Genomic DNA, 18,942 nt, shown 5'->3' on the forward strand with positions numbered 1-18,942 from the left:
CTTAATAGACGTCGCGGTGATAGCGCTTGTCGGCGCTCAATGCCCGGACGTATGCGGTGGCCTCGTCAGCGTCCAGGCGCCCGTGTTCGACGACGATCTGGCACAGCGCGCGATCGACGTCCTTGGCCATCGGGTCGGCGTTGCCGCAGACATAAAGATGCGCTCCCTCCTGCAGCCACTGCCACAGCCGAGCCCCGCGCTTGCGCATCAGGTGCTGCACGTAGACCTTCTCGCGCTGATCCCGGGAGAACGCCAGATCCAGTTCGGTGAGCAGCCCGTCGGCATGCATCGCCTCGATCTCTTCGCGGTAGTAGAAGTCCGTGGCGGCATGCTGTTCGCCGAAGAACAGCCAGTTGGGTGCGGTGTGGCCGAGCGCGCGTCGCTCCTGTAGGAAGCCGCGGAAGGGTGCGATCCCGGTTCCCGGCCCGATCATGATCATCGGCGTGTGCGGATCGCTGGGGACGCGGAAGTTTCTGCATGTCCTTACGTACAGCGCGATCTGATCGTTAGGGGAGCGGTCCGCCAAATATGTCGAGCACACCCCGCGCCGCGGTACACCCTGAAAGTTGTACCGCACCGGCGACACGGTCAGGTGCACTTCTCCGGGGTTTTCCTTGGGGCTGGACGAGATCGAATACAGCCGCGGCTGTAGCGGTTTGAGCACTGCCAGCCACTCGTCGACCGACGCGGTGACCGGCGCCCTGGCGAGCAGATCGACCGACTGGCGGCCCCATGACCAATCAGCCAGTGCCGCTTTGTTTTCCGGCTTCATTAACTCGGCAAGTTCGGCGGCGGATGCGGCGTCGTGAGTGCGTTGCTGCGCGAACCGCAGCAGATCGGGGCTGATGTGGGCGATCGCAAGTCGGTCCGTAAGAGCCTCACGCAGTGACATTGATGTCATCGAGCCGTGGTCGGCAATCTCCACTTCGGCGTGGCCGTCCAATCCGGTGACGGTCAGCCATTCGTCGACGAGCCCGTCGTTATTGCGCGGCCACACCCCGAGAGAGTCACCGGCCTCGTAGCTGACTGTTCCCTCCGGTATATGAAACACCAGCTGCCGCACGTCTTTTGCTGACCGTGGCCGGCTGAGCGTGGTGTTGCGGACGAGGCTGGTGACCAGGGGGTGCTTCTTTGTATACGTCTGCGGCGCGCCGGCAGGGCGGGCTGGTGCGATCAGGGCCGTGGGCCTGGGTGTGGGGTCATCACCGATCGGCGCGGCCGGTTGGGTCAGCGCTTGCAAGACCGTGTCGAGCCATCCCGCCGCCGCGTCCTCGTAATCGGGTTCGCAGTCGACGCGGCCGGCGAGACGGGTCGCTCCCAGCTCAGCAAGGCGTTGGTCGAGCCTGTGCCCATGACCGCAGAAGTCGTTGTAGTTGGAGTCGCCCAGCGCGAGAACGGAATAGCGCGTGTCGTCCAGATGTGGAGCGCTGTCGTCCGATAGCGCTCGCCAGAAACCGGCGCCGTTGTCCGGGGGGTCGCCGTCCCCGGTGGTGCTGGTGATCACCAGTAGCTCGTGCGTCGTTGGCAGGTCGGCAATAGGGAAGTCGTCCATGCCGTGCACTGCGACAGGCAACCGGGCCTGGCGAAGCTGCGCTGCGATCCCGGCGGCGAGTTCTTCGGCATTTCCGGTCTGTGAAGCCCACAACACCACGATCGGTGCCCGCTGAGGCGCCGCTTCGGTTGTATCGGTGGCGACCGGTGCCGCCAGTGAGGGTGGCAGCTCGGTGCGCGAGAACATCCCGGCGAGCAGTCCGTCCACCCACAGCCGAGTGTTGGAATCGAATGGGGCGCTCAGCGGCAGGGTGGGCACGCCCGCGGCGCGGCGACCGGGCTCCGAACGCAGCCCGGCGATCACCCCGGCCAGGTAAGCGCGGCCGAGCTGACCGAACTGGGGCATTGGTTCGTTGGCCAGGCCGAGAATTTCGGCCAATGTGTCGACCTGCGACAGGCTGATCTCCGCAATTTCGGGGCCTTCGTCGGCCACTCCGGGGTCCGGTGCGGCGGTATCCGGCGCGACCGGGACCTTGGTCACGGTGACCGCGCACGCCTTGTATTCGGGTTGCCGCGACACCGGGTCGACGGCGTCGCTGGTGACGGCGTTGATCGAGAGATATTCGCCGAACACGTCGTTCCAGTGGAAGGGCGCAAAGCAGTTGCCGGGCCGTACCCGGTCGCTGATCGCGGCGGGCAGTACGGCGCGGCCACGCCGGGAGGCGATCTCGACGCGGTCGCCGTCGGCGATTTGTAGCGCGTCGGCATCCTCGGGATGTATTTCGACAAACGGCCCCGGGTTGAGTTTGTTGAGCCTGGCCACCTTGCCGGTCTTGGTCATCGTGTGCCATTGGTGGGGCAGCCGGCCGGTATTGAGCAAGAACGGGTAGTCGGCGTCCGGCATCTCCGCGGGCAGCAGGTGCGGGCGGGCGAAGAACACCGCACGCCCAGTCGCGGTTGGGAACGCCAACCGGGGCACGTGACCGTCCTCGCGGACCAATTGAGTCTGGCTGACACCGTCGTTCAGATAACGGATCGGGTGACGGTCGGCCGCGTCCCCGGGCGGGCATGGCCACTGCAGCGGTGTCTGCCGCAGCCGCTCGTAGCTGACGCCGCACAGGTCGTAGCCGGTCTTGGGATTCCAGAACCGCTTGATCTCTTCGAAGACATCCTCGGCGGACTCGTATCCGAAGGAGTCCGAAAAGCCCATCTCGCAAGCGATCCGGGCAATGAGATGCCAGTCGGGAAGCGCTTGCCCTGCCGGATCGACAGCTTGCTCGAACAGGGTCAGGTTGCGCTCGGAATTGACCATCACCCCGTCGGATTCGGTCCAGAGCGCGGCGGGCAGCAGAACGTCGGCGTACTCGTTGGTCTCGGTCTCCAGGAACGCGTCCTGCGCGATCACCAGTTCGGCCTTCTCCAGGCCGGCGATCACGGTCTTCCGATTGGCAACGGTGGCAACGGGATTAGTGCAAATGATCCAGCACGCCTTGATCTGGCCGTCGGCCATTCGGGAAAACATGTCGATCACGCCGGCGCTGACGTCGCTGCGCAACGATCCGTGGGGAATGCCCCACTGTTCCTCGACGAATTTGCGGTCCTCGGCCGAAGTCACCGACCGCTGACCCGGCAGACCCGGCCCCATGTAACCCATTTCGCGTCCACCCATGGCGTTTGGCTGACCGGTTAGGGAGAAGGGACCGCTGCCCGGCTTGCAGATCGCGCCGGTGGCCAGGTGCAGGTTGCAGATCGCGTTGGTGTTCCAGGTGCCGTGGGTGCTCTGGTTGATTCCCATCGTCCAGATGCTCATCCAGTTTGCGGATTCGCCGATCCAGCGTGCCGCCGTGCGGATGTCTTCCTCAGAAATGTTGGTGATTTCGCTGACCCTGGCGGGGCTGAATTGCGCCAGGAAGCTCGGCATCACCTCCCAGCCCTCGGTGAATTCGGCGATGAACTCGGCATCGGTGTGCCCGTTTTGGACGATCTGCTGCAGTAATCCGTTGAGCAGTGCCAGATCGGTCCCGGGGGCAATCTGTAGGAACAGGTCAGCCTTGTCAGCGGTCGCGGTGCGGCGCGGGTCGACGACGATCAGTTTGGCGCCCGCCTTTACGCGGTCCATCATCCGCAGGAACAGAATCGGGTGGCAGTCAGCCATATTCGCGCCGATGACGAAGAAGACGTCGGCATGATCGATGTCCTGGTATGAGCCTGGTGGTCCGTCGGCGCCCAGCGACAGTGTGTAGCCCGAACTGGCCCCCGCCATGCACAACCGCGAATTCGACTCGATTTGGTTGGTGCCGATGAACCCCTTGGCCAGCTTGTTCGCCAAGTACTGGGCCTCGATGGACATCTGCCCCGACACGTAGATGGCTACAGCATCTGGGCCGTGTTCATCGATGATCGCTCGTAACCGTTTGGCGCATAGGGTAATGGCGTCATCGGTATCGATTGGTTGGAGGGGTTCACCGCGGTCGGACCGCAGGTGTGCCGACTCCGCCCTGCCCGGTGCGCCGAAAAGGTCTACGGTGGTCGTGCCCTTGGTGCACAACCGGCCGAAGTTGGCCGGATGGCTGTTGTCCCCAGTCGATTTGGTGATGTGACGACGGCCGCTTTCGGGGTCAGTTGTGATCTGCAGCACCATTCCGCAGCCCACGCCGCAGTACGCGCACATCGAGTGCACGGCATGCTGGCCGGGCTGCGTAGCCACGCTTACGTCCTTTCTCGGGTGCTCAATCGTTTGCGCTGAATCGTGCGACAAGGATGTTTCAGGACGAGATATCCGAGGTTTCAACCGTTTTACGGACTTCCCGCGATGGCCCCGGGCGCGGCAGTGCGCCGTTGAGAGCGACCAACTGGGTCTGAGCCCAACAGTACCCGCGGCGTGGCCTGCTTTAGGCCCTACACCTGGGCTTATGACGAAACCTGGGGAAGATTCACAGTCTTCGCTAAGCTCGCGGCGTGCGTCGTCGGCTGAGCGCGATTCTGATGATTTTGGGCCTGGCGGCCGCCGGTTGCGGCTCGAAGCCGCCGACACCGCGACCCGCGCCGCCGGTCACCTGCAAGGATTCTGACGGGCCGTCTCCCGCCACCGTCGGGAGGGCTATCGCCGGGGTTCCGATCGTGGTACCCGGTTCGGCTTGGGCGGAAATCGGGCGCGGCCATACCAGGAAATGCCGTTTGTACTGGGTGCAGATCATTCCGACCATTGCCGACGAGTCGACTCCCCAGCAGCTGTTGTTCTTTGACCACAACACCCCGCTAGGCCCACCAACGCCCAATCCGAAGCCCTACATAACTGTGTTGCCTCCCGGTGACGACACCGTGACAGTCCAGTACCGATGGCAGGCTGCCGGCGATCGCCCCTGCTGTCCCAGTGGCGTTGGCACCGTTCGATTTCGGATCGGACCAGACGGCAAGCTGAAAGCGCTCGACACGATCCCGCACCAGTAGCGTTCGCGCACAACAACTTCCAATGATCTCGGGCGTATGGCTCGACTGCCAGGTGCGCGTTGCCTACAGCAGTTCTACAGGACTTCTACAGGAGTTTCAGGCTCCGCACGGAATGCTCCGAGTTCGCAAGACTGGCACCCTGGAAGGTCGACGCAGCTTGATGACGGCCAAGAACGAGGCCGGGGAGCAAGGAGGGTGATGGACCAGCAGATGCTGCTGCAACGCGAAGAATCGCCGCGCAGTCCCGGTCACGACTTGAGAGCTGTACGTACCGAAGCCCAGGCTGCGGCCAAACGCCGCGCCGGCTCACGCCACATCTCGTGTTGGGACCCCGAGGATGTGGTGGCATGGGAGGCCGGTAACAAGACCATCGCCCGGCGCAATCTGCTCTGGTCGGTCGTGACCGTGCACCTGGGTTACTCGGTGTGGACGCTGTGGCCGGTGATGGAGTTGTTCATGCCGCAGAACGTCTATGGATTTTCGGCGGGTGACAAGTTTCTGCTCGGCACCACCGCAACCCTTGTTGGGGCGTGCCTGCGGATGCCGTATTCGTTGGCCACCGCGATCTTCGGCGGCCGCAACTGGGCGATGTTCTCGGCAATCGTGTTGCTAATTCCCATCATTGGCGCCATTGCGTTGTTGGCCCATCCAGGTCTGCCGCTGTGGCCGTATCTGGTATGCGCGGCACTGACGGGATTGGGCGGCGGTAATTTCGCGGCCTCGATGAGCAACGCCAATGCCTTCTATCCGCATCGGCTCAAAGGCTCCGCACTTGGAATTGCCGGTGGCATAGGCAATCTCGGTGTGCCGGTGATCCAGTTGGTTGGGCTGCTGGTCATCGCTACGGCGGGCGACGGGAAGCCCTATTTGGTCTGCGGGCTGTATGCGGTGCTGCTGGCGATCGCCGCGATCGGAGCGGCATTGTGTATGAACAATGTTGAGCAGCACCGGGTCAAGGCGAAGCGGCTCCGGCCTATCATCACCGCGGTCCTTTCCACCCGGGACACCTGGTTGCTCTCGCTGCTCTACCTCGGCACGTTCGGCTCGTTCATCGGGTTCTCGTTCGCGTTCGGCCAGGTATTGCAGACCAATTTCATGGCTTGTGGACAAACTGCCGCGCAGGCGGCGCTGCATTCCGCCGAACTGGCTTTCGTCGGGCCGCTGCTGGCGGCGCTGGCCCGGGTCTACGGTGGCCGGTTGGCCGACCGGATCGGCGGTAGCCGCCTCACCCTGATGGTCTTCGTCGCCATGGCCGTTGCCGCCGGCCTGCTGATCGGCGCAAGTTCTCTCGAGGACCGCCACCACCATGGCCTGCAGACTGGTTCGGTTGCCGGTGCGGCCATCGTCGGCTACTTTGTCTGCTTCATCGTGCTGTTCATCTTGTCCGGGCTGGGCAATGGATCCGTCTACAAAATGATTCCGACGATTTTCGAGTCATGCAGCCGTTCCCTGGATCTCGGCCCGGAGGCAGGGGAGGCCGAACGCCGCGACTGGTCACGAGTCATCTCGGGGGTAGCGATCGGGTTCGTGGCGGCCTTCGGCGCGCTCGGCGGGGTCGGAATCAACCTGGCGCTGCGCGAGTCCTACATCAGCACGGGCACCGGCACCTCGGCGTTCCTGATCTTCATGGTGTTCTACGCGGCCGCGGGTCTGCTGACCTGGAAGGTGTACGCGCGCCGACCAGCCCGCGCCGGGGTTCACCCGGACAGATTCTCTGGGTGCAGCATCTCGGCGTAACGCAACTGCTCCGGGATACCGAACCCGTCAACCAGCGTCTTGGCGTGCGGGCGCAAGACGCGGCAGCGATCGTTGATCCCGCGGGTGACTGCCTTCGCCCGCTCGGTCGATAGGTATCGGTGCTCGATGTACCAGGCCTTGTCCTCCTCGATTACCGACAACGCGTAGAGGTCGCATACGACACCCAACAGCTTGCGCGCCTCCCGGTCTGGGCATGACTCGATGCCGGCGACGAAGGCTTCCAGCACCACCCGGTCGATGTGCGCCGCGGCCGCGTGCAGCACGTGATCCTGCACCGCATTGAACGCGTCGAATGACGACATCTCCTTGGATTTGGCCTGCAACCGCCGGGCGACCGACGAAATCAGGTATTCCTCACGGTCCTCGAACATCTTGACCTGAGTGCCGCGGTTGAACAGGCTGCCCTCTTCCTCGCTGTCCTGCCGGGTGTCCACGATCGTCTGCATAATCGTTTCTGCCGCAGTGCGTTTCATCACGCGATCACCGACGGCGTTGGCGGCGAAGCGAACCCATTCGACCGGGCTCATGCTGCGGATGTCGTCGGCGTAGGCGGTCAGTAGCTCCTTGGCCACCAGCTGGGTCAGCACGTGGTTGTCGCCCTCGAACGTGGTGAACACATCGGTGTCGGCGCGCAACGCGATCAGCCGGTTCTCGGCCATATAGCCCGCACCGCCGCACGCCTCTCGGGCCTCCTGTATGGCCCTACTGGCGTGCCAGGTGTTGGCTGCCTTTAACCCGGCGGCACGGGCTTCCAATTCACGCTGCTCCTCGGCATCCACGACGTCGGACGTCTGCAGGTCGTGGGTCTTGGACACCAGCTCGTTCTGCGCGAACTGCAGCGCGTAAGACCTGGCAATCAGCGGGAACAGCCGACGCTGGTGCGCCAGGTAGTCCATGATCAGCACCTCGTCCCTGTCGTCGGGTGCGCTGAATTGCCTGCGCTGCAACGCATATCGGGTGGCGATATCCAACGCCACGCGAGCGGCCGCGCCTGCGCTGCCGCCGACGGTGACCCGGCCCCGGATCAGGGTGCCGATCATGGTGAAGAACCGGCGGTTCGGGGTGTCGATCGGGGAGCTGTAGGGGCCGTCCGCAGCGACGTCACCGTACTTGTTCAGCAGATTCACCCGCGGCACACGGACATGGTCAAAGACGATGCGGCCGTTGTCGACACCGGGCAGTCCGCCCTTGTAGTGGCAGTCCGATGTGGTGACACCCGGCAGGTCGTTGCCGTCGGCGTCGCGGATCGGCACTAAAACGCAGTGCACGCCGTGGTTGACCGGCTTGCCGCCTTTGGCGGTAATCAGCTGGGCGAAAACCGCTGCAATGGTTGCGGTCTCGGCCGCGCCGCCGATGTAGTCCTTGCGCGCCGTCGGGGTCGGGGAGTCGACGATGAACTCTTCGGTCTCGGCGTCGTAGGTCGCCGTCGTCTCCAGGGACTGAACGTTGCTTCCGTGCCCCGTCTCGGTCATGGCAAAGCAACCGAGCAGCTCGAGGGTGATGATCTTCTTCACGTACGTCGCGTGGCGTTCGGTGCCCAGGTTCTCCACGGCCCCACCGAACAGGCCCCATTGCACCCCGGCCTTGACCATCAGGGACAGATCCGACATCGCCAGCATCTCGATCATCGTGATCGCCGCGCCGACGTCGCCGGTGCCGCCGTGCTCTTTGCGGAATCCTTCGTCGGAAACGCCGGCGGCCGCCATGATCTGCATTTGCTCTGCCACTTTGGCGCGGGCGATGACCGTGTTCGGGGTGTAGTGCGGGCGGAACACTTCGTGGTTCAGCTTGGCCCGCGTCTGGTTCTTCACATCACGCCAACGCCCGTCCAGCGCGTTGCGCAGATGTTCGGCAGTGGTTGTGGTGTCTGGCGCCATAACCGAACGGTAGCCCGCGGCTCTCGCGGCCATGGGAGTAGCCCGAAAAAATCGGTAATGTCGAGGATGTCGAGCCTGAGCTGAAGTGATCGAACAGGACCGCGATGCCGCAAATTCTGGCCGCACTCACGATCGTGCTCCTGGTGGGCGCGGTGTTGGGCAGGGTCCTCGTGCTGCGCAAAAGCGGTACTCGGGCAATGCATTTCGGGGAACTCGACAAGACCGATTTCTTGATACCCCCGGTGGCGCTGTTCTACTTTTATACGTTGTTTGCCGCCGCGTTCGGGTGGCCTCTGGTCAGCGGTCAAAGGTTCTTTCGGTCCACGCCGCTAGCTTGGCTCGGAGTGGGACTCTGCCTGGGCGGGATAGTGATCCTGGTGCTCAGCCTGGTGGCGTTCGGCAACAGCTTCCGGGTCGGCATTGACACCGAACATCCCGGCGGGCTGGTGACGACCGGCATATTCGCGGTGAGCCGCAATCCGATCTACGTCGGGTTTTTCCTGTTCCTCGTGGGTCAGTTCCTGGTGTTTCCCAATTGGATTCCCCTTGTCTATCTGGTCGGCGGTACCTGGCTGTTTAACCGGCAGGTGTTGCGGGAGGAAGAATTCATGCGGCAGCGCTACGGCCAGGAGTACATCGAGTACTGCAGCCGCGTCAGGCGGTATCTATAGCGGGACCCCGGGTGGGCTTAGATAGCGGAATGTCCCAGTCAGACTCCGGCGATTCTTACGACGTCGGGCACATCCATTCCGACGTGAGCGGAGGCTGGTTGTGGGCGGCCACCTTTGCGTACCTGGTCGGGTTGCTCGTCGCAGCGGTCATGTGATGCCCATACCGCCAAGATTGCTGGCTGTTTGCTGTCTGTGCGCCGTCCTGTCGCTGGCCGGCTGCTCGGTGCGCCCGCCGGCCACCATCCCACGGCCGATGCTGAGTTACCTGGGCCAGATTCGGGTTCCGGCCGACGCCACCTTTGACGGCACGCCCATCGGCGGCTTGTCGGGAATCAGCTTCGATGCGGATAGCCAGGCCTATTACGTGATTAGTGACGACTACTCTGAGAAGGGTCCGGCTCGCTTCTACACGGTGCGGCTTTCGTTGTCGGACAAGGGGATTAGCGATGTCGCGATTACCGGCGTGCATCCGCTGCTGGACGCTTCCGGTCGTCCGTTTGAGCACCAGAATCTGGAGAGCAGGCCGCCAGTGGTTCCTCCCGACCCGGAGGGCATCGCCTTCGACTCCGCGCGGCACCGGCTGTATTGGAGCTCCGAAGGCGAACGGCTCACCGACGGACCGCCCTTGCTGCTGGAGTCGTGGCTCCGCATTGCCGCGCCCGACGGCGCCTACCTGGGGCAATTCACCTTGCCCGCCAATCTGGCGATGTCTGCGCAGCGCACCGGTCCGCGCCGGAACCGGGCACTGGAGGGGTTGACGCTGACACCCGACGGCAGGTCCCTGTTCGCTGCGATGGAGGATCCGGGTTACAACGACGGACCGCTGAAGGACGGCGACCGCCAGGTGCTGACCCGAATCACCAAATTCAAGGTCGCCAGCGCAGCGCCCACCGCGCAGTACGCCTATCCGCTGGAGCCGCCCGCTTGGCCCGCCGGATTCAACGGCGTCTCAGATCTCGTCGCCTTGTCCGACACCACCTTTCTGGTGCTGGAACGGTCCAACGCCTTACCGCCGCTCGTTCGGATATTTCGCGCCGAAATCGGAACCGCGACCGATGTTCTGGCTATGCCCTCCCTACAAGGTGCAACGTTGACCGCGATGAGCAAGTCACTTGTCGTGGACTTGTCCGCTCTGTCGTCCCCGAAAGACCCGGTGTACAACATTGAAGGCATCACGCTGGGACCGAAATTGCCCGACGGCCGTCAATCGGTAGTGCTCGTCAGCGACAACGATTTCTCGCCTAGTCAGGTCACTCAGTTCCTGTTGTTCGCGATGTAGCGGTTTGGCCCAGTCGGTATCGGACAAACGCGGCGCACATCGCGCCAATCACGGCGAGCACGAGCATGTCGAACATCCACCAGCCCACATAATGTGTCCACACCTGGTTGTGAGCGGCCAGTGTGTCGACCCGTCGCAGATCAACGGTGGAAGCCGTTGCCGCAAAGCCCCATTGGGCGGGAATGAGCCACGAAATCTGGTCGTAGCCCCAGGTGCCCACGAGTGAGACCAGCCCTCCGGCGAACAACAGCGACGCCAGGATCACCGGCACTACTAGTGGCAGGACTTCCCGCAGCGAGTTTCCCAGCGAGGACAGCGCCAGCCCAACGACCGCCGAAACGATGGTTGTGGTCGCCACCGCCACGTAGAGCTCGAGCGCGGGGTCGTGAAGCAGGACAGCGCCTTGCACGGGTCTGCCTTTGACGACAACGACGATGGTGGTGAGGATTGCCGCCTGGACGGCCGCGGCCACGCTGAAGACGACGATCTTGCCGGCCAGGTAGGCCGATGTCGACAGTCCGACGGAGTGCTCGCGCGGGAAGATGCGGCGCTCGCCAACGAGGTCGCGGATGGTCAGCGCGGTGCCCATCAGCACTGCGCCGATGTTGAGCAACGCCAGGATCTCGACGGCTTCGTGGGGGTTCTTGCCCGTCGGGTTTGCCTTGCCCCAGCCGGAACTGCCGGGAATCAGCAGCGTCAACGCCCCCAACGCGAATGGCAGGAGCAGCAGAAAGACGAAGTAGCTGCGGTGGGCTACTAACAGGCGGGCCTGACGACGGGTCACCAAGCGGATCTGCTGCCAGAAGGTGAGTTCGGCGGGGGCCGGGTCGGGCGCGGCCACCGCCGGTGATGTTGTGGAAACCGACGCCTGTTGCCGGGTTAGGAACGCCCGATGGGCACCGACGGGATGGGCGCTGATCTGCGCGAAGATGTCGGCCCAATTGGTGGTGCCCATCGCGGACTCGATCTGCGCTGGCGGCCCGGCGTAGGCCAGCGTGCCGGCCGGGGTTAGCAGCAACACCTGGTCGCACAGGTTCAACTGTGACAGCGACCCCATAGCCGCCACGACAACACAGCCGAGGTCGGCCTGGCGCCGCAACAACGACATGACGTGGTATTCCTGCGCCGGCCTCAGTCCCGCGCTTGGCTCGTCGACAACGAGCAACGACGGCCTGGTAATCAATTCGATCGCCATGGATGCACACCGACGCATCTCGGGGGGCAGTTTGGCCACCCGGGTCTTGCGATGCGGGGTCAGCTCGAGTTCGTCGAGAACCTGGTCGATCACCCGGTGGCGATCGTCCGGCGACGTGTTTGGGGGCAGCCGCATTTCGGCGGCGTACCCGACGGCCTGTTCGACGGTGAGGCGCGCGTGCGCGCGGTCGTCACGCGCTAGTACCCCAATGCGGGATCGCGTCGACTCGGGCTCAGCATGCACGTCGTGGCCGTCCACGGTCAGCACACCGGAGCCCAGCGGCCGTGTGCCGCCAAGCAGTCCGACCAAGGCAGAGTTGCGTGCCGGCGATGGCCCGACAACCGCGATCAATGAGCCCGGGCGCGCGGTGAACGACACATTCGAAAGCAGGTCGTGTCCACCGGCGGTCAGCCCCAGCTCATAGGCGGCCACCCCGATCGTGCGCGCGCCGGGCTTGAACGGTAACCGGCTGGTGGTCGGTGTCGCTGCTGCGCCGGCGTCGGTGTCAGGGCGAGCAATGTGCAGCTTTTTCGTCGCTATGGCCATCCAATCGACCAGCCCTCGGGTCTTCGACTGCGCGTCCTCTGCTGGTGGCGATTCGGGGACGTTGGCCGCGGGAGGCGGGGCTGGTCGTGGTGGCAACCGCATTGGCCTGGTGGCTCGTTGGAGCGGCGGTTGCGGGCGTGGGGGTACCCGCATTTGCTTTGTGGCCGCTTCCCCCGGGCCGACGGGAGCGGCGAGCTGGAAGGTCAGTCGTGGGCCTCGCGCAGGATCGCCGATCGCAATCGATTGGCCGTTGCGGATATCGACCGTCGACATCCGCGCACCATCGACGAAGATGCCGTTGTTGCTGCGATCGATCGCCACCCAATGGGTGCCGTTAAACCGCAGCACCAAATTCGGGACCGCGTTCGGGTCGATGGGACCGAGCAGGTCCAGGCGAATGTCGCACCGGTCGCCGTAGCCCACGATCACATTGCGGTCGGGCGCAAAGACGTACCGCATCGATCCGACCCACACGGTCAATGGCAAGGCAGTCATCTTGAATCAAGTGTCTACCCACTTGCGCGCGACCATCACAGGGTGTTGCGCCCGGGTGCGCCGGCGGCATTGTCGAGCAGACGCCGCAACACCTCGACCGCATCGGCCAACACCTGACGGTCTGCCGGTTCGAGCCGGGCCAGTTGCGGTTCGATCGCAGCGGCACGATCGGCCCGGACCGCGTTGAGTGTGCGTAGTCCTTCGGGCGTGATGCGGATGCGGACCGCCCGCGCATCACCGGGGTCGACGGTTCGGGTAACCAGCCCGGCATCCTCGAGACGCCGCACCTGTGTGGTCATCGTCGGTTGGGAACAGTGATCGACCGCGGCCAGGTCCCCGATGCGTGCTTCGCCCTGGGACTCGATGGTGGCCAGCAGCCGGGCTTGGGCGGATGGCAGCGGCATCTGGATGCGCTGGGTGGCCAGCCGGTTGAGCCGTGCGACCACGGCCAGCAGATCCGCGCCCAGCCCGTGCGCGACCTCGGCCTGCTTGGCTGTGGCGGATGAAGTCATGCACCCATCGTTGCATAGCTTTGCTATGTGGGACCAATCGTTGCCTCCGGCATGCCAACCCCGCATTGCTATGCGTGCCGCACCTACTTAGGGTCTGGGCCTGGCACAATCGATGAAGTGACCGCGGCGGACCCCCCCTCTTCGTATCGTCGGCGTGGGCCGCTGCGACCGGGCGAATTGGCGCAGGCTTCGGTCATGGCTGCGCTGTGCGCGGTGACGGCGATCATTTCCGTCGTTGTCCCATTCGCCGCGGGACTGGCGCTGCTGGGAACCGTGCCCATGGGGTTGCTGGCCTATCGCTACCGGCTCCGGGCGCTGATGGCCGCCACGGTTGCTGCCGCAGTGATTGCCTTCCTGATCGCGGGGCTGGGCGGTTTCATGGCGGTGGTCCAAAGCGCCTACATCGGCGGGCTGACCGGAATCGTCAAACGACGGCGCCGCGGTACGCCAACGGTCGTTGTCGTGTCCTTGATCGCCGGATTTGGATTCGGCGCGATGGTCGTTGTCATGTTGGTTGTCCTCGCCCGACTGCGGCACCTGATTTTCGCCGTCATGACCGCCAACATTGACGGGCTGGCTGCATTCCTGGGCAGGGTGCATCTGCAGGATGCCGGCGCCAGCTTGAAGCGCAATTTCGCAGTGGGGCTGCATTCCTGGCCGTGGTGGGTGCTCGGCTACTTCACCATCTTCGTGATGATCGTGTCCCTGATCGGTTGGTGGGCGTTGTCTCGCCTGTTGGAGCGGATGCGCGGAATCCCCGACGTGCACATGCTCGACGCACCGGCCGGTGATCATGGCGACACGATCGATCCGGTGCCGGTGCGGTTGGACAAGGTGCGGTTCCGGTATCCCGGTGCCGACCAAGACGCGCTGCGCGAACTCAGCATGGATGTCGAGGCAGGCGAGCACGTGGCGATCACCGGCGCCAACGGTTCCGGCAAGACCACGCTGATGCTGATCCTGGCGGGTCGCGAACCGACGTCGGGCATCGTGGACCGCCCGGGCCTGGTGGGGTTGGGAAAGCTGGGCGGGACGGCGGTTGTTTTGCAGCATCCCGAATCCCAGGTCTTGGGCACCCGGGTCGCCGACGACGTGGTCTGGGGTCTGCCGCCGGGCACCAAGATCGACGTCGGCCAGCTACTGAACGAGGTCGGTCTGGAGGCCCTCGCCGAACGCGACACCGGCAGCCTGTCGGGCGGTGAGCTGCAGCGCCTGGCGATCGCGGCGGCGTTGGCGCGAGAACCGGCAATGCTCATCGCCGACGAGGTCACCACCATGGTCGACCAGCAGAGCCGCGAGGCCCTGCTCAAAGTGCTGTCCGGCCTGACCAAACGGCACCGCACCGCTCTGGTGCACATCACGCACTACAACAACGAGGCCGATTCCGCCCACCGCACAATCAAACTCAGCGATTCGCCGGATAACACCGACATCGTCGAGACCGAGCATGCGCCGGTGCCGGCCGCCGGGGTTGGTCACCGAGCACATGCGCCGGCGCTCGAACTCGTGGGTGTCGGCCACGAATACGGCAGCGGCACACCGTGGGCCAAGACCGCGTTGCGGGATATCAACTTCGTGGTGGAGCAGGGGGATGGGGTGCTGATCCACGGCGGCAACGGCTCCGGGAAGTCGACGCTGGCATGGATCATGGCCGGGCTGACGGTTCCTACGACCGGCTCGTGCCTGCTTGATGGCCGTCCCACACACGAGCAGGTCGGCGCGGTGGCGTTGTCATTCCAGGCGGCTCGACTGCAGTTGATGCGCAGCCGTGTCGACCTGGAAGTTGCTTCCGCAGCAGGCTTTTCCACTCGAGATCAGGACCGGGTGGCCGCGGCGCTAGGCGTCGTCGGGCTGGATCCCGCGCTGGCCAAGCGGCGCATCGACCAGCTCAGCGGCGGCCAGATGCGACGCGTGGTGTTGGCCGGACTGCTTGCGTGTTCGCCCCGGGCGTTGATCCTCGACGAGCCGCTGGCGGGTTTGGACGCTGCCAGCCAGCGTGGCCTGCTGCGGCTGCTGGCGGACCTGCGCCGAGAGCGGGGTCTGACCGTGGTGGTCATCTCGCATGACTTCGTGGGCATGGAGGAGCTGTGCCCGCGCACGCTGCATTTGCGCAATGGTGTGCTGGAATCGCCATCGACCGCGGCGGCACCGGGGGCGGGGGGTAGGCCATGACGTCCACCTCGGCCCCGACACGTCGCGACAACCGCCGCTCCGGACGTCCGATTGTGCTGCTGATTCCGGTGCCGGGTCGATCGGCCATCCACGACTTGTGGGCCGGCACCAAGCTGCTGGTCGTCTTCGGCGTTTCGGTGCTGTTGACGTTCTATCCGGGTTGGGTGGCAATCGGGATGATGGCCGCCTTGGTGCTGGCGGCGCTTTGGATCGCGCGCATCCCGCGTGGAGCGCTGCCGTCGGTGCCGCGCTGGCTGTGGATCGTGATCGCGATCGGTGGTTTCACGGCAGCTCTGGCCGGCGGTGACCCAGTGATTTCGGTGGGTGGTGTCGAGCTCGGGCTTGGCGGGACGTTGAACTTCCTGCGAATCACGGCGTTGTCGATCGTGATGCTGGCCCTTGGGGCGATGGTGTCTTGGACCACCAACGTCGCCGAAATCGGGCCTGCGGTAGCCACTTTGGGCCGTCCACTGCGTGCCTTGCGGATCCCGGTCGACGAATGGGCAGTGGCGTTGGCGCTCGCGCTGCGCGCCTTCCCCATGCTGATCGACGAATTCCAGGTGCTCTACGCCGCTCGTCGGTTGCGGCCCAAACGGATACCGCGAACCCGCAAAGCCCGACGGCAGTGGCGTGCTCGTGAGCTGATCGACCTGCTCGCTGCCGCCATGACGGTGACCCTGCGGCGCGCCGACGAGATGGGCGACGCGATCACTGCCCGCGGCGGAACCGGGCAGCTGTCCGCGTACCCGGCGCGGCCCAAACTCGCGGACTGGGTGACACTTGCGATCACCGTCGCGGCCAGTGGCATCGCCATAGCGCTCGAGACGATATTGCACCTGAGTAGGTGATAGCTACGGCCGCATGCGGTCGATGAGGTTCGACAGGACGACGATGCTTTCGCTGCGTTCGATGTCGGCACTCGACCGGATGCGTTCCAGGGCGGTCTCCAGGTGCCGCATGTCGCGGGCGAGCACGTGCAGTATCGCGTCCGACGTGCCGGTCACCGTCGCCGCGCTAACAACTTCGGGGATGTCCACCCATGCGGCCCGCAGGCGATCCGGCGTAATGGTGCCGTGGCAGAACACTTGCACATACGCCTCGGTGTTCCAGCCGAGCGCGGTGCGGTCGACGACAGTGGTGAAGCCCTTGATCACGCCGTTGTCCAGCATCCGGTCGACGCGGCGTTTGACCGCCGGCGCGGACAGGTTCACCTTCTGCCCGATCTCGGCGAAGGTGGCCCGAGCATGTTCGGCCAGCTCGACGAGGATGCGCTCATCGGTGTCATCCAAGCGGTCCATCATTATCCCCTTACTCTCGACGCAATAAATCGCTGCTAGTTCCAGTTATGCGCAACGTATCGAGTATAAATGCGCAATAATCGGCGTTTGATTGTGAAACATGGGGAAAATATCTTTGATTCATGACGGATTACCGTGTTGTCGCAACCCCGTCATCGCAAGGCGCCTGGAAGCAACGTCGCACGTCCCGGACCCGGCGCTACGCCATGACCCCGCCGACCTACTTCGGCGTCGAGTACGCGATCAACCCCTGGATGGACGTCGGCACGCGGGTCGACGTCGACGTCGCAACCGCGCAGTGGGAGCAGCTCCGGCAGACCTATCTGCGGTTGGGCCATGCCGTGCACCTGGTCGAGCCGATGGCTGGGCTGCCGGACATGGTTTATGCGGCCAATGGCGGGTTCATCGCCAACGACGTTGCCGTGGTCGCCAAATTCCGCTTCGCCGAGCGTGCCGGCGAGTCGAATGCCTACGCGAAATGGATGTCGTCCGTTGGATATCGGCCGGTGTTCACCCGGCACGTCAACGAGGGCCAGGGCGATCTGCTGATGGTCGGCGAAATGGTGTTGGGGGGTTACGGCTTTCGGACCGATATGCGGGCACACGCCGAAATTGGCAGGGCGTTGACGATGCCGGTGATCTCCCTCGAGTTGGTGGATCCCCGCTTCTATCACCTCGACACCGCGCTGGCGGTCCTCGATGACCACACGATTGCGTACTACCCGCCGGCGTTCAGCGCGGCAACCCAACTACAACTGCACGGGATGTTTCCCAACGCGATATTGGTGAGCAGTGCTGACGCGTACGCGTTCGGGCTCAACGCGGTCTCCGACGGACGTAACGTCGTGCTTCCCGCTGCCGCAACGGGTTTCGCGACGCAGCTGGCCGAAGCCGGCTTTGAGCCGGTCGGCGTGGATCTCTCCGAGCTACTCAAGGGCGGCGGTTCCATTAAATGCTGCACGTTGGAGCTACACCCATGACGATTCTCGAATCTTCTGTTTCGCCGATCGCATTGATGGAAAGGTATGCAGCACACAACTATTCGCCGCTGCCCGTAGTCGCGGCTAGTGCCGAGGGCGCGTGGATCGCCGATATCGACGGCCGCCGCTACCTGGACTGCCTGGCCGCCTACTCGGCGGTCAATTTCGGCCATCGCAACCCCGAGATCACCGCGACGGCACACGCTCAGCTCGACACCGTCACACTGGTCAGCCGTGCGTTCCATTCCGACCGTCTTGGACCGTTCTGCGCCGCACTTGCCCAGCTGTGCGGGAAGGACATGGTGCTGCCGATGAACTCGGGCGCCGAAGCCGTGGAAAGCGCTCTCAAAGTCGCCCGCAAGTGGGGAGCCGACATCAAGGGGGTCCCTGAGGGTCGGGCAAACATCATCGTGGCGGACAACAACTTCCATGGCCGCACGATCAGCATTGTTAGCTTCTCGTCCGATCCGGTTGCGCGCAACGGCTTTGGGCCGTTTACACCGGGATTCCGCTCGGTGCCATTCGGCGACACCGCAGTGCTGGCTCGAGCGATCGACGACGACACCGTCGCGGTGCTGCTGGAGCCGATTCAGGGTGAGGCGGGCATCATCGTCCCACCCGACGACTACCTGCCGGACGTACGTGCGCTGTGCTGGGAGCACAACGTGCTGATGATCGCCGACGAAATTCAGTCGGGGCTGGCTCGCACCGGCTACACATTCGCCTGCGACCACTGGGGGGTGGTGCCCGACGTCATCCTACTGGGCAAGGCACTTGGCGGCGGTGTGGTTCCGCTGTCGGCGGTGGTCGCCGACGACGAGGTCCTCGGCGTGCTGCATCCTGGCGAACACGGCTCGACGTTCGGCGGCAACCCGTTGGCCGCGGCGATCGGAACCACGGTGGTGTCGATGCTGGCGCGGGGTGAATTTCAGCTGCGCTCGGCGCAATTGGGTGCACATCTGCATGGGCGGCTGGCGGAGCTGATTGGCGACGGAGTGGTGGCGGTGCGCGGACTGGGGCTGTGGGCGGGTGTCGACATCGAGCCGGCATTGGGCACCGGTAGGGAGATTAGCCTGCGGTTGGTCGATCGCGGTGTCCTGGTGAAGGACACCCAGGGCTCGACGTTGCGGTTCGCGCCGCCACTGGTGATCACCGAGCAAGAGATCGACTGGGCGGTGGGCCAGTTCGCGGCCGTGCTCCGGGAGGCTCATAATTAGC

14 protein-coding genes are annotated in these 18,942 nt (G+C 64.5%); 9 read left to right on the top strand and 5 right to left on the bottom strand.

Going from position 1 to position 18,942, the window contains the following annotated elements:
• Position 1 precedes the first annotated feature (1 nt).
• Positions 2–4,162, bottom strand: a complete 4,161-nt coding sequence (locus tag MSIMFI_RS15980) for a bifunctional nitrate reductase/sulfite reductase flavoprotein subunit alpha (RefSeq protein ID WP_191498222.1) — start codon at positions 4,160–4,162, stop codon at positions 2–4.
• A 314-nt stretch (positions 4,163–4,476) separates the two neighbouring features.
• Between MSIMFI_RS15980 and MSIMFI_RS15985 the strand changes: the two genes are divergently transcribed.
• Both MSIMFI_RS15985 and MSIMFI_RS15990 read left to right on the top strand, forming a co-directional pair.
• Positions 4,477–4,941 (top strand): LppP/LprE family lipoprotein, encoded by a 465-nt coding sequence (locus MSIMFI_RS15985; protein WP_191498223.1) that lies wholly within the window; start codon positions 4,477–4,479, stop codon positions 4,939–4,941.
• A 198-nt stretch (positions 4,942–5,139) separates the two neighbouring features.
• On the top strand, positions 5,140–6,678 hold the full coding sequence (locus MSIMFI_RS15990) for a nitrate/nitrite transporter (protein WP_191497920.1): 1,539 nt from the start codon (positions 5,140–5,142) through the stop codon (positions 6,676–6,678).
• Here MSIMFI_RS15990 and MSIMFI_RS15995 read toward each other — a convergent pair.
• Entirely contained in the window at positions 6,639–8,576 is a 1,938-nt protein-coding gene (locus MSIMFI_RS15995) for an acyl-CoA dehydrogenase family protein (RefSeq protein WP_191497921.1), read from the bottom strand. The genes MSIMFI_RS15990 and MSIMFI_RS15995 overlap by 40 nt on opposite strands.
• Before the next feature lie 104 nt (positions 8,577–8,680).
• Between MSIMFI_RS15995 and MSIMFI_RS16000 the strand changes: the two genes are divergently transcribed.
• The 3 genes from MSIMFI_RS16000 to MSIMFI_RS16005 are packed head-to-tail and all read left to right on the top strand — an operon-like array spanning position 8,681 to position 10,526.
• The gene (locus MSIMFI_RS16000) at positions 8,681–9,247 is read left to right on the top strand and encodes a methyltransferase family protein (RefSeq protein ID WP_191497922.1); all 567 of its coding nucleotides are present in this window, start codon (positions 8,681–8,683) and stop codon (positions 9,245–9,247) included.
• Between the two features lie 29 nt (positions 9,248–9,276).
• Positions 9,277–9,402: a hypothetical protein gene (locus MSIMFI_RS28980; protein ID WP_263597402.1), complete on the top strand. Its 126-nt coding sequence runs from the start codon at positions 9,277–9,279 to the stop codon at positions 9,400–9,402.
• Positions 9,399–10,526, top strand: a complete 1,128-nt coding sequence (locus tag MSIMFI_RS16005) for an esterase-like activity of phytase family protein (protein WP_396820091.1) — start codon at positions 9,399–9,401, stop codon at positions 10,524–10,526. The genes MSIMFI_RS28980 and MSIMFI_RS16005 overlap by 4 nt, the downstream gene beginning before the upstream one ends.
• Here the strand turns inward: MSIMFI_RS16005 and MSIMFI_RS16010 are convergent.
• Positions 10,498–12,726, bottom strand: coding sequence for an ATP-binding cassette domain-containing protein (locus tag MSIMFI_RS16010; protein WP_191498225.1), 2,229 nt, complete (start codon positions 12,724–12,726; stop codon positions 10,498–10,500). The two genes, MSIMFI_RS16005 and MSIMFI_RS16010, sit on opposite strands and share 29 nt — an antisense overlap.
• A 71-nt stretch (positions 12,727–12,797) precedes the next feature.
• Positions 12,798–13,274 carry a MarR family winged helix-turn-helix transcriptional regulator gene (locus MSIMFI_RS16015; protein ID WP_191497923.1) on the bottom strand — a complete coding sequence of 159 codons (477 nt, stop codon included), beginning with the start codon at positions 13,272–13,274 and terminating at the stop codon, positions 12,798–12,800.
• A 117-nt stretch (positions 13,275–13,391) separates the two neighbouring features.
• Between MSIMFI_RS16015 and MSIMFI_RS16020 the strand changes: the two genes are divergently transcribed.
• A complete protein-coding gene (locus MSIMFI_RS16020) occupies positions 13,392–15,446 on the top strand; it encodes an ATP-binding cassette domain-containing protein (protein ID WP_396820094.1) in 2,055 nt (684 codons plus the stop codon).
• A complete protein-coding gene (locus MSIMFI_RS16025) occupies positions 15,443–16,294 on the top strand; it encodes an energy-coupling factor transporter transmembrane component T family protein (protein ID WP_191497924.1) in 852 nt (283 codons plus the stop codon). Before MSIMFI_RS16020 ends, MSIMFI_RS16025 begins: the two co-directional genes overlap by 4 nt.
• Before the next feature lie 3 nt (positions 16,295–16,297).
• Here MSIMFI_RS16025 and MSIMFI_RS16030 read toward each other — a convergent pair whose 3' ends face one another.
• The gene (locus MSIMFI_RS16030; RefSeq protein ID WP_191497925.1) at positions 16,298–16,744 is read right to left on the bottom strand and encodes an Lrp/AsnC family transcriptional regulator; all 447 of its coding nucleotides are present in this window, start codon (positions 16,742–16,744) and stop codon (positions 16,298–16,300) included.
• A gap of 122 nt (positions 16,745–16,866) precedes the next feature.
• On the opposite strand from MSIMFI_RS16030, the gene ddaH reads away from it, so the two are divergent.
• On the top strand, positions 16,867–17,724 hold the full coding sequence (gene ddaH, locus MSIMFI_RS16035; RefSeq protein ID WP_191497926.1) for a dimethylargininase: 858 nt from the start codon (positions 16,867–16,869) through the stop codon (positions 17,722–17,724).
• Entirely contained in the window at positions 17,721–18,941 is a 1,221-nt protein-coding gene (gene rocD, locus MSIMFI_RS16040) for an ornithine--oxo-acid transaminase (RefSeq protein WP_191497927.1), read from the top strand. Before ddaH ends, rocD begins: the two co-directional genes overlap by 4 nt.
• Position 18,942 lies beyond the last annotated feature (1 nt).

The sequence above is a fragment of the Mycobacterium simulans genome (assembly GCF_900232995.1).
Taxonomy (GTDB): Bacteria; Actinomycetota; Actinomycetes; order Mycobacteriales; family Mycobacteriaceae; genus Mycobacterium; species Mycobacterium simulans.

Excerpts from the sequence above, each read along its gene's own strand:
- MSIMFI_RS15980 (WP_191498222.1), bottom strand. The coding sequence starts at position 4,162 with ATGTGCGCGTACTGCGGCGTGGGCTGCGGAATGGTGCTGCAGATCACA.
- MSIMFI_RS15985 (WP_191498223.1), top strand. The coding sequence starts at position 4,477 with ATGATTTTGGGCCTGGCGGCCGCCGGTTGCGGCTCGAAGCCGCCGACA.
- MSIMFI_RS15990 (WP_191497920.1), top strand. The coding sequence starts at position 5,140 with ATGGACCAGCAGATGCTGCTGCAACGCGAAGAATCGCCGCGCAGTCCC.
- MSIMFI_RS15995 (WP_191497921.1), bottom strand. The coding sequence starts at position 8,576 with ATGGCGCCAGACACCACAACCACTGCCGAACATCTGCGCAACGCGCTG.
- MSIMFI_RS16000 (WP_191497922.1), top strand. The coding sequence starts at position 8,681 with ATGCCGCAAATTCTGGCCGCACTCACGATCGTGCTCCTGGTGGGCGCG.
- MSIMFI_RS28980 (WP_263597402.1), top strand. The coding sequence starts at position 9,277 with ATGTCCCAGTCAGACTCCGGCGATTCTTACGACGTCGGGCACATCCAT.
- MSIMFI_RS16010 (WP_191498225.1), bottom strand. The coding sequence starts at position 12,726 with ATGCGGTACGTCTTTGCGCCCGACCGCAATGTGATCGTGGGCTACGGC.
- MSIMFI_RS16015 (WP_191497923.1), bottom strand. The coding sequence starts at position 13,274 with ATGACTTCATCCGCCACAGCCAAGCAGGCCGAGGTCGCGCACGGGCTG.
- MSIMFI_RS16025 (WP_191497924.1), top strand. The coding sequence starts at position 15,443 with ATGACGTCCACCTCGGCCCCGACACGTCGCGACAACCGCCGCTCCGGA.
- MSIMFI_RS16030 (WP_191497925.1), bottom strand. The coding sequence starts at position 16,744 with ATGGACCGCTTGGATGACACCGATGAGCGCATCCTCGTCGAGCTGGCC.
- ddaH (WP_191497926.1), top strand. The coding sequence starts at position 16,867 with ATGACGGATTACCGTGTTGTCGCAACCCCGTCATCGCAAGGCGCCTGG.
- rocD (WP_191497927.1), top strand. The coding sequence starts at position 17,721 with ATGACGATTCTCGAATCTTCTGTTTCGCCGATCGCATTGATGGAAAGG.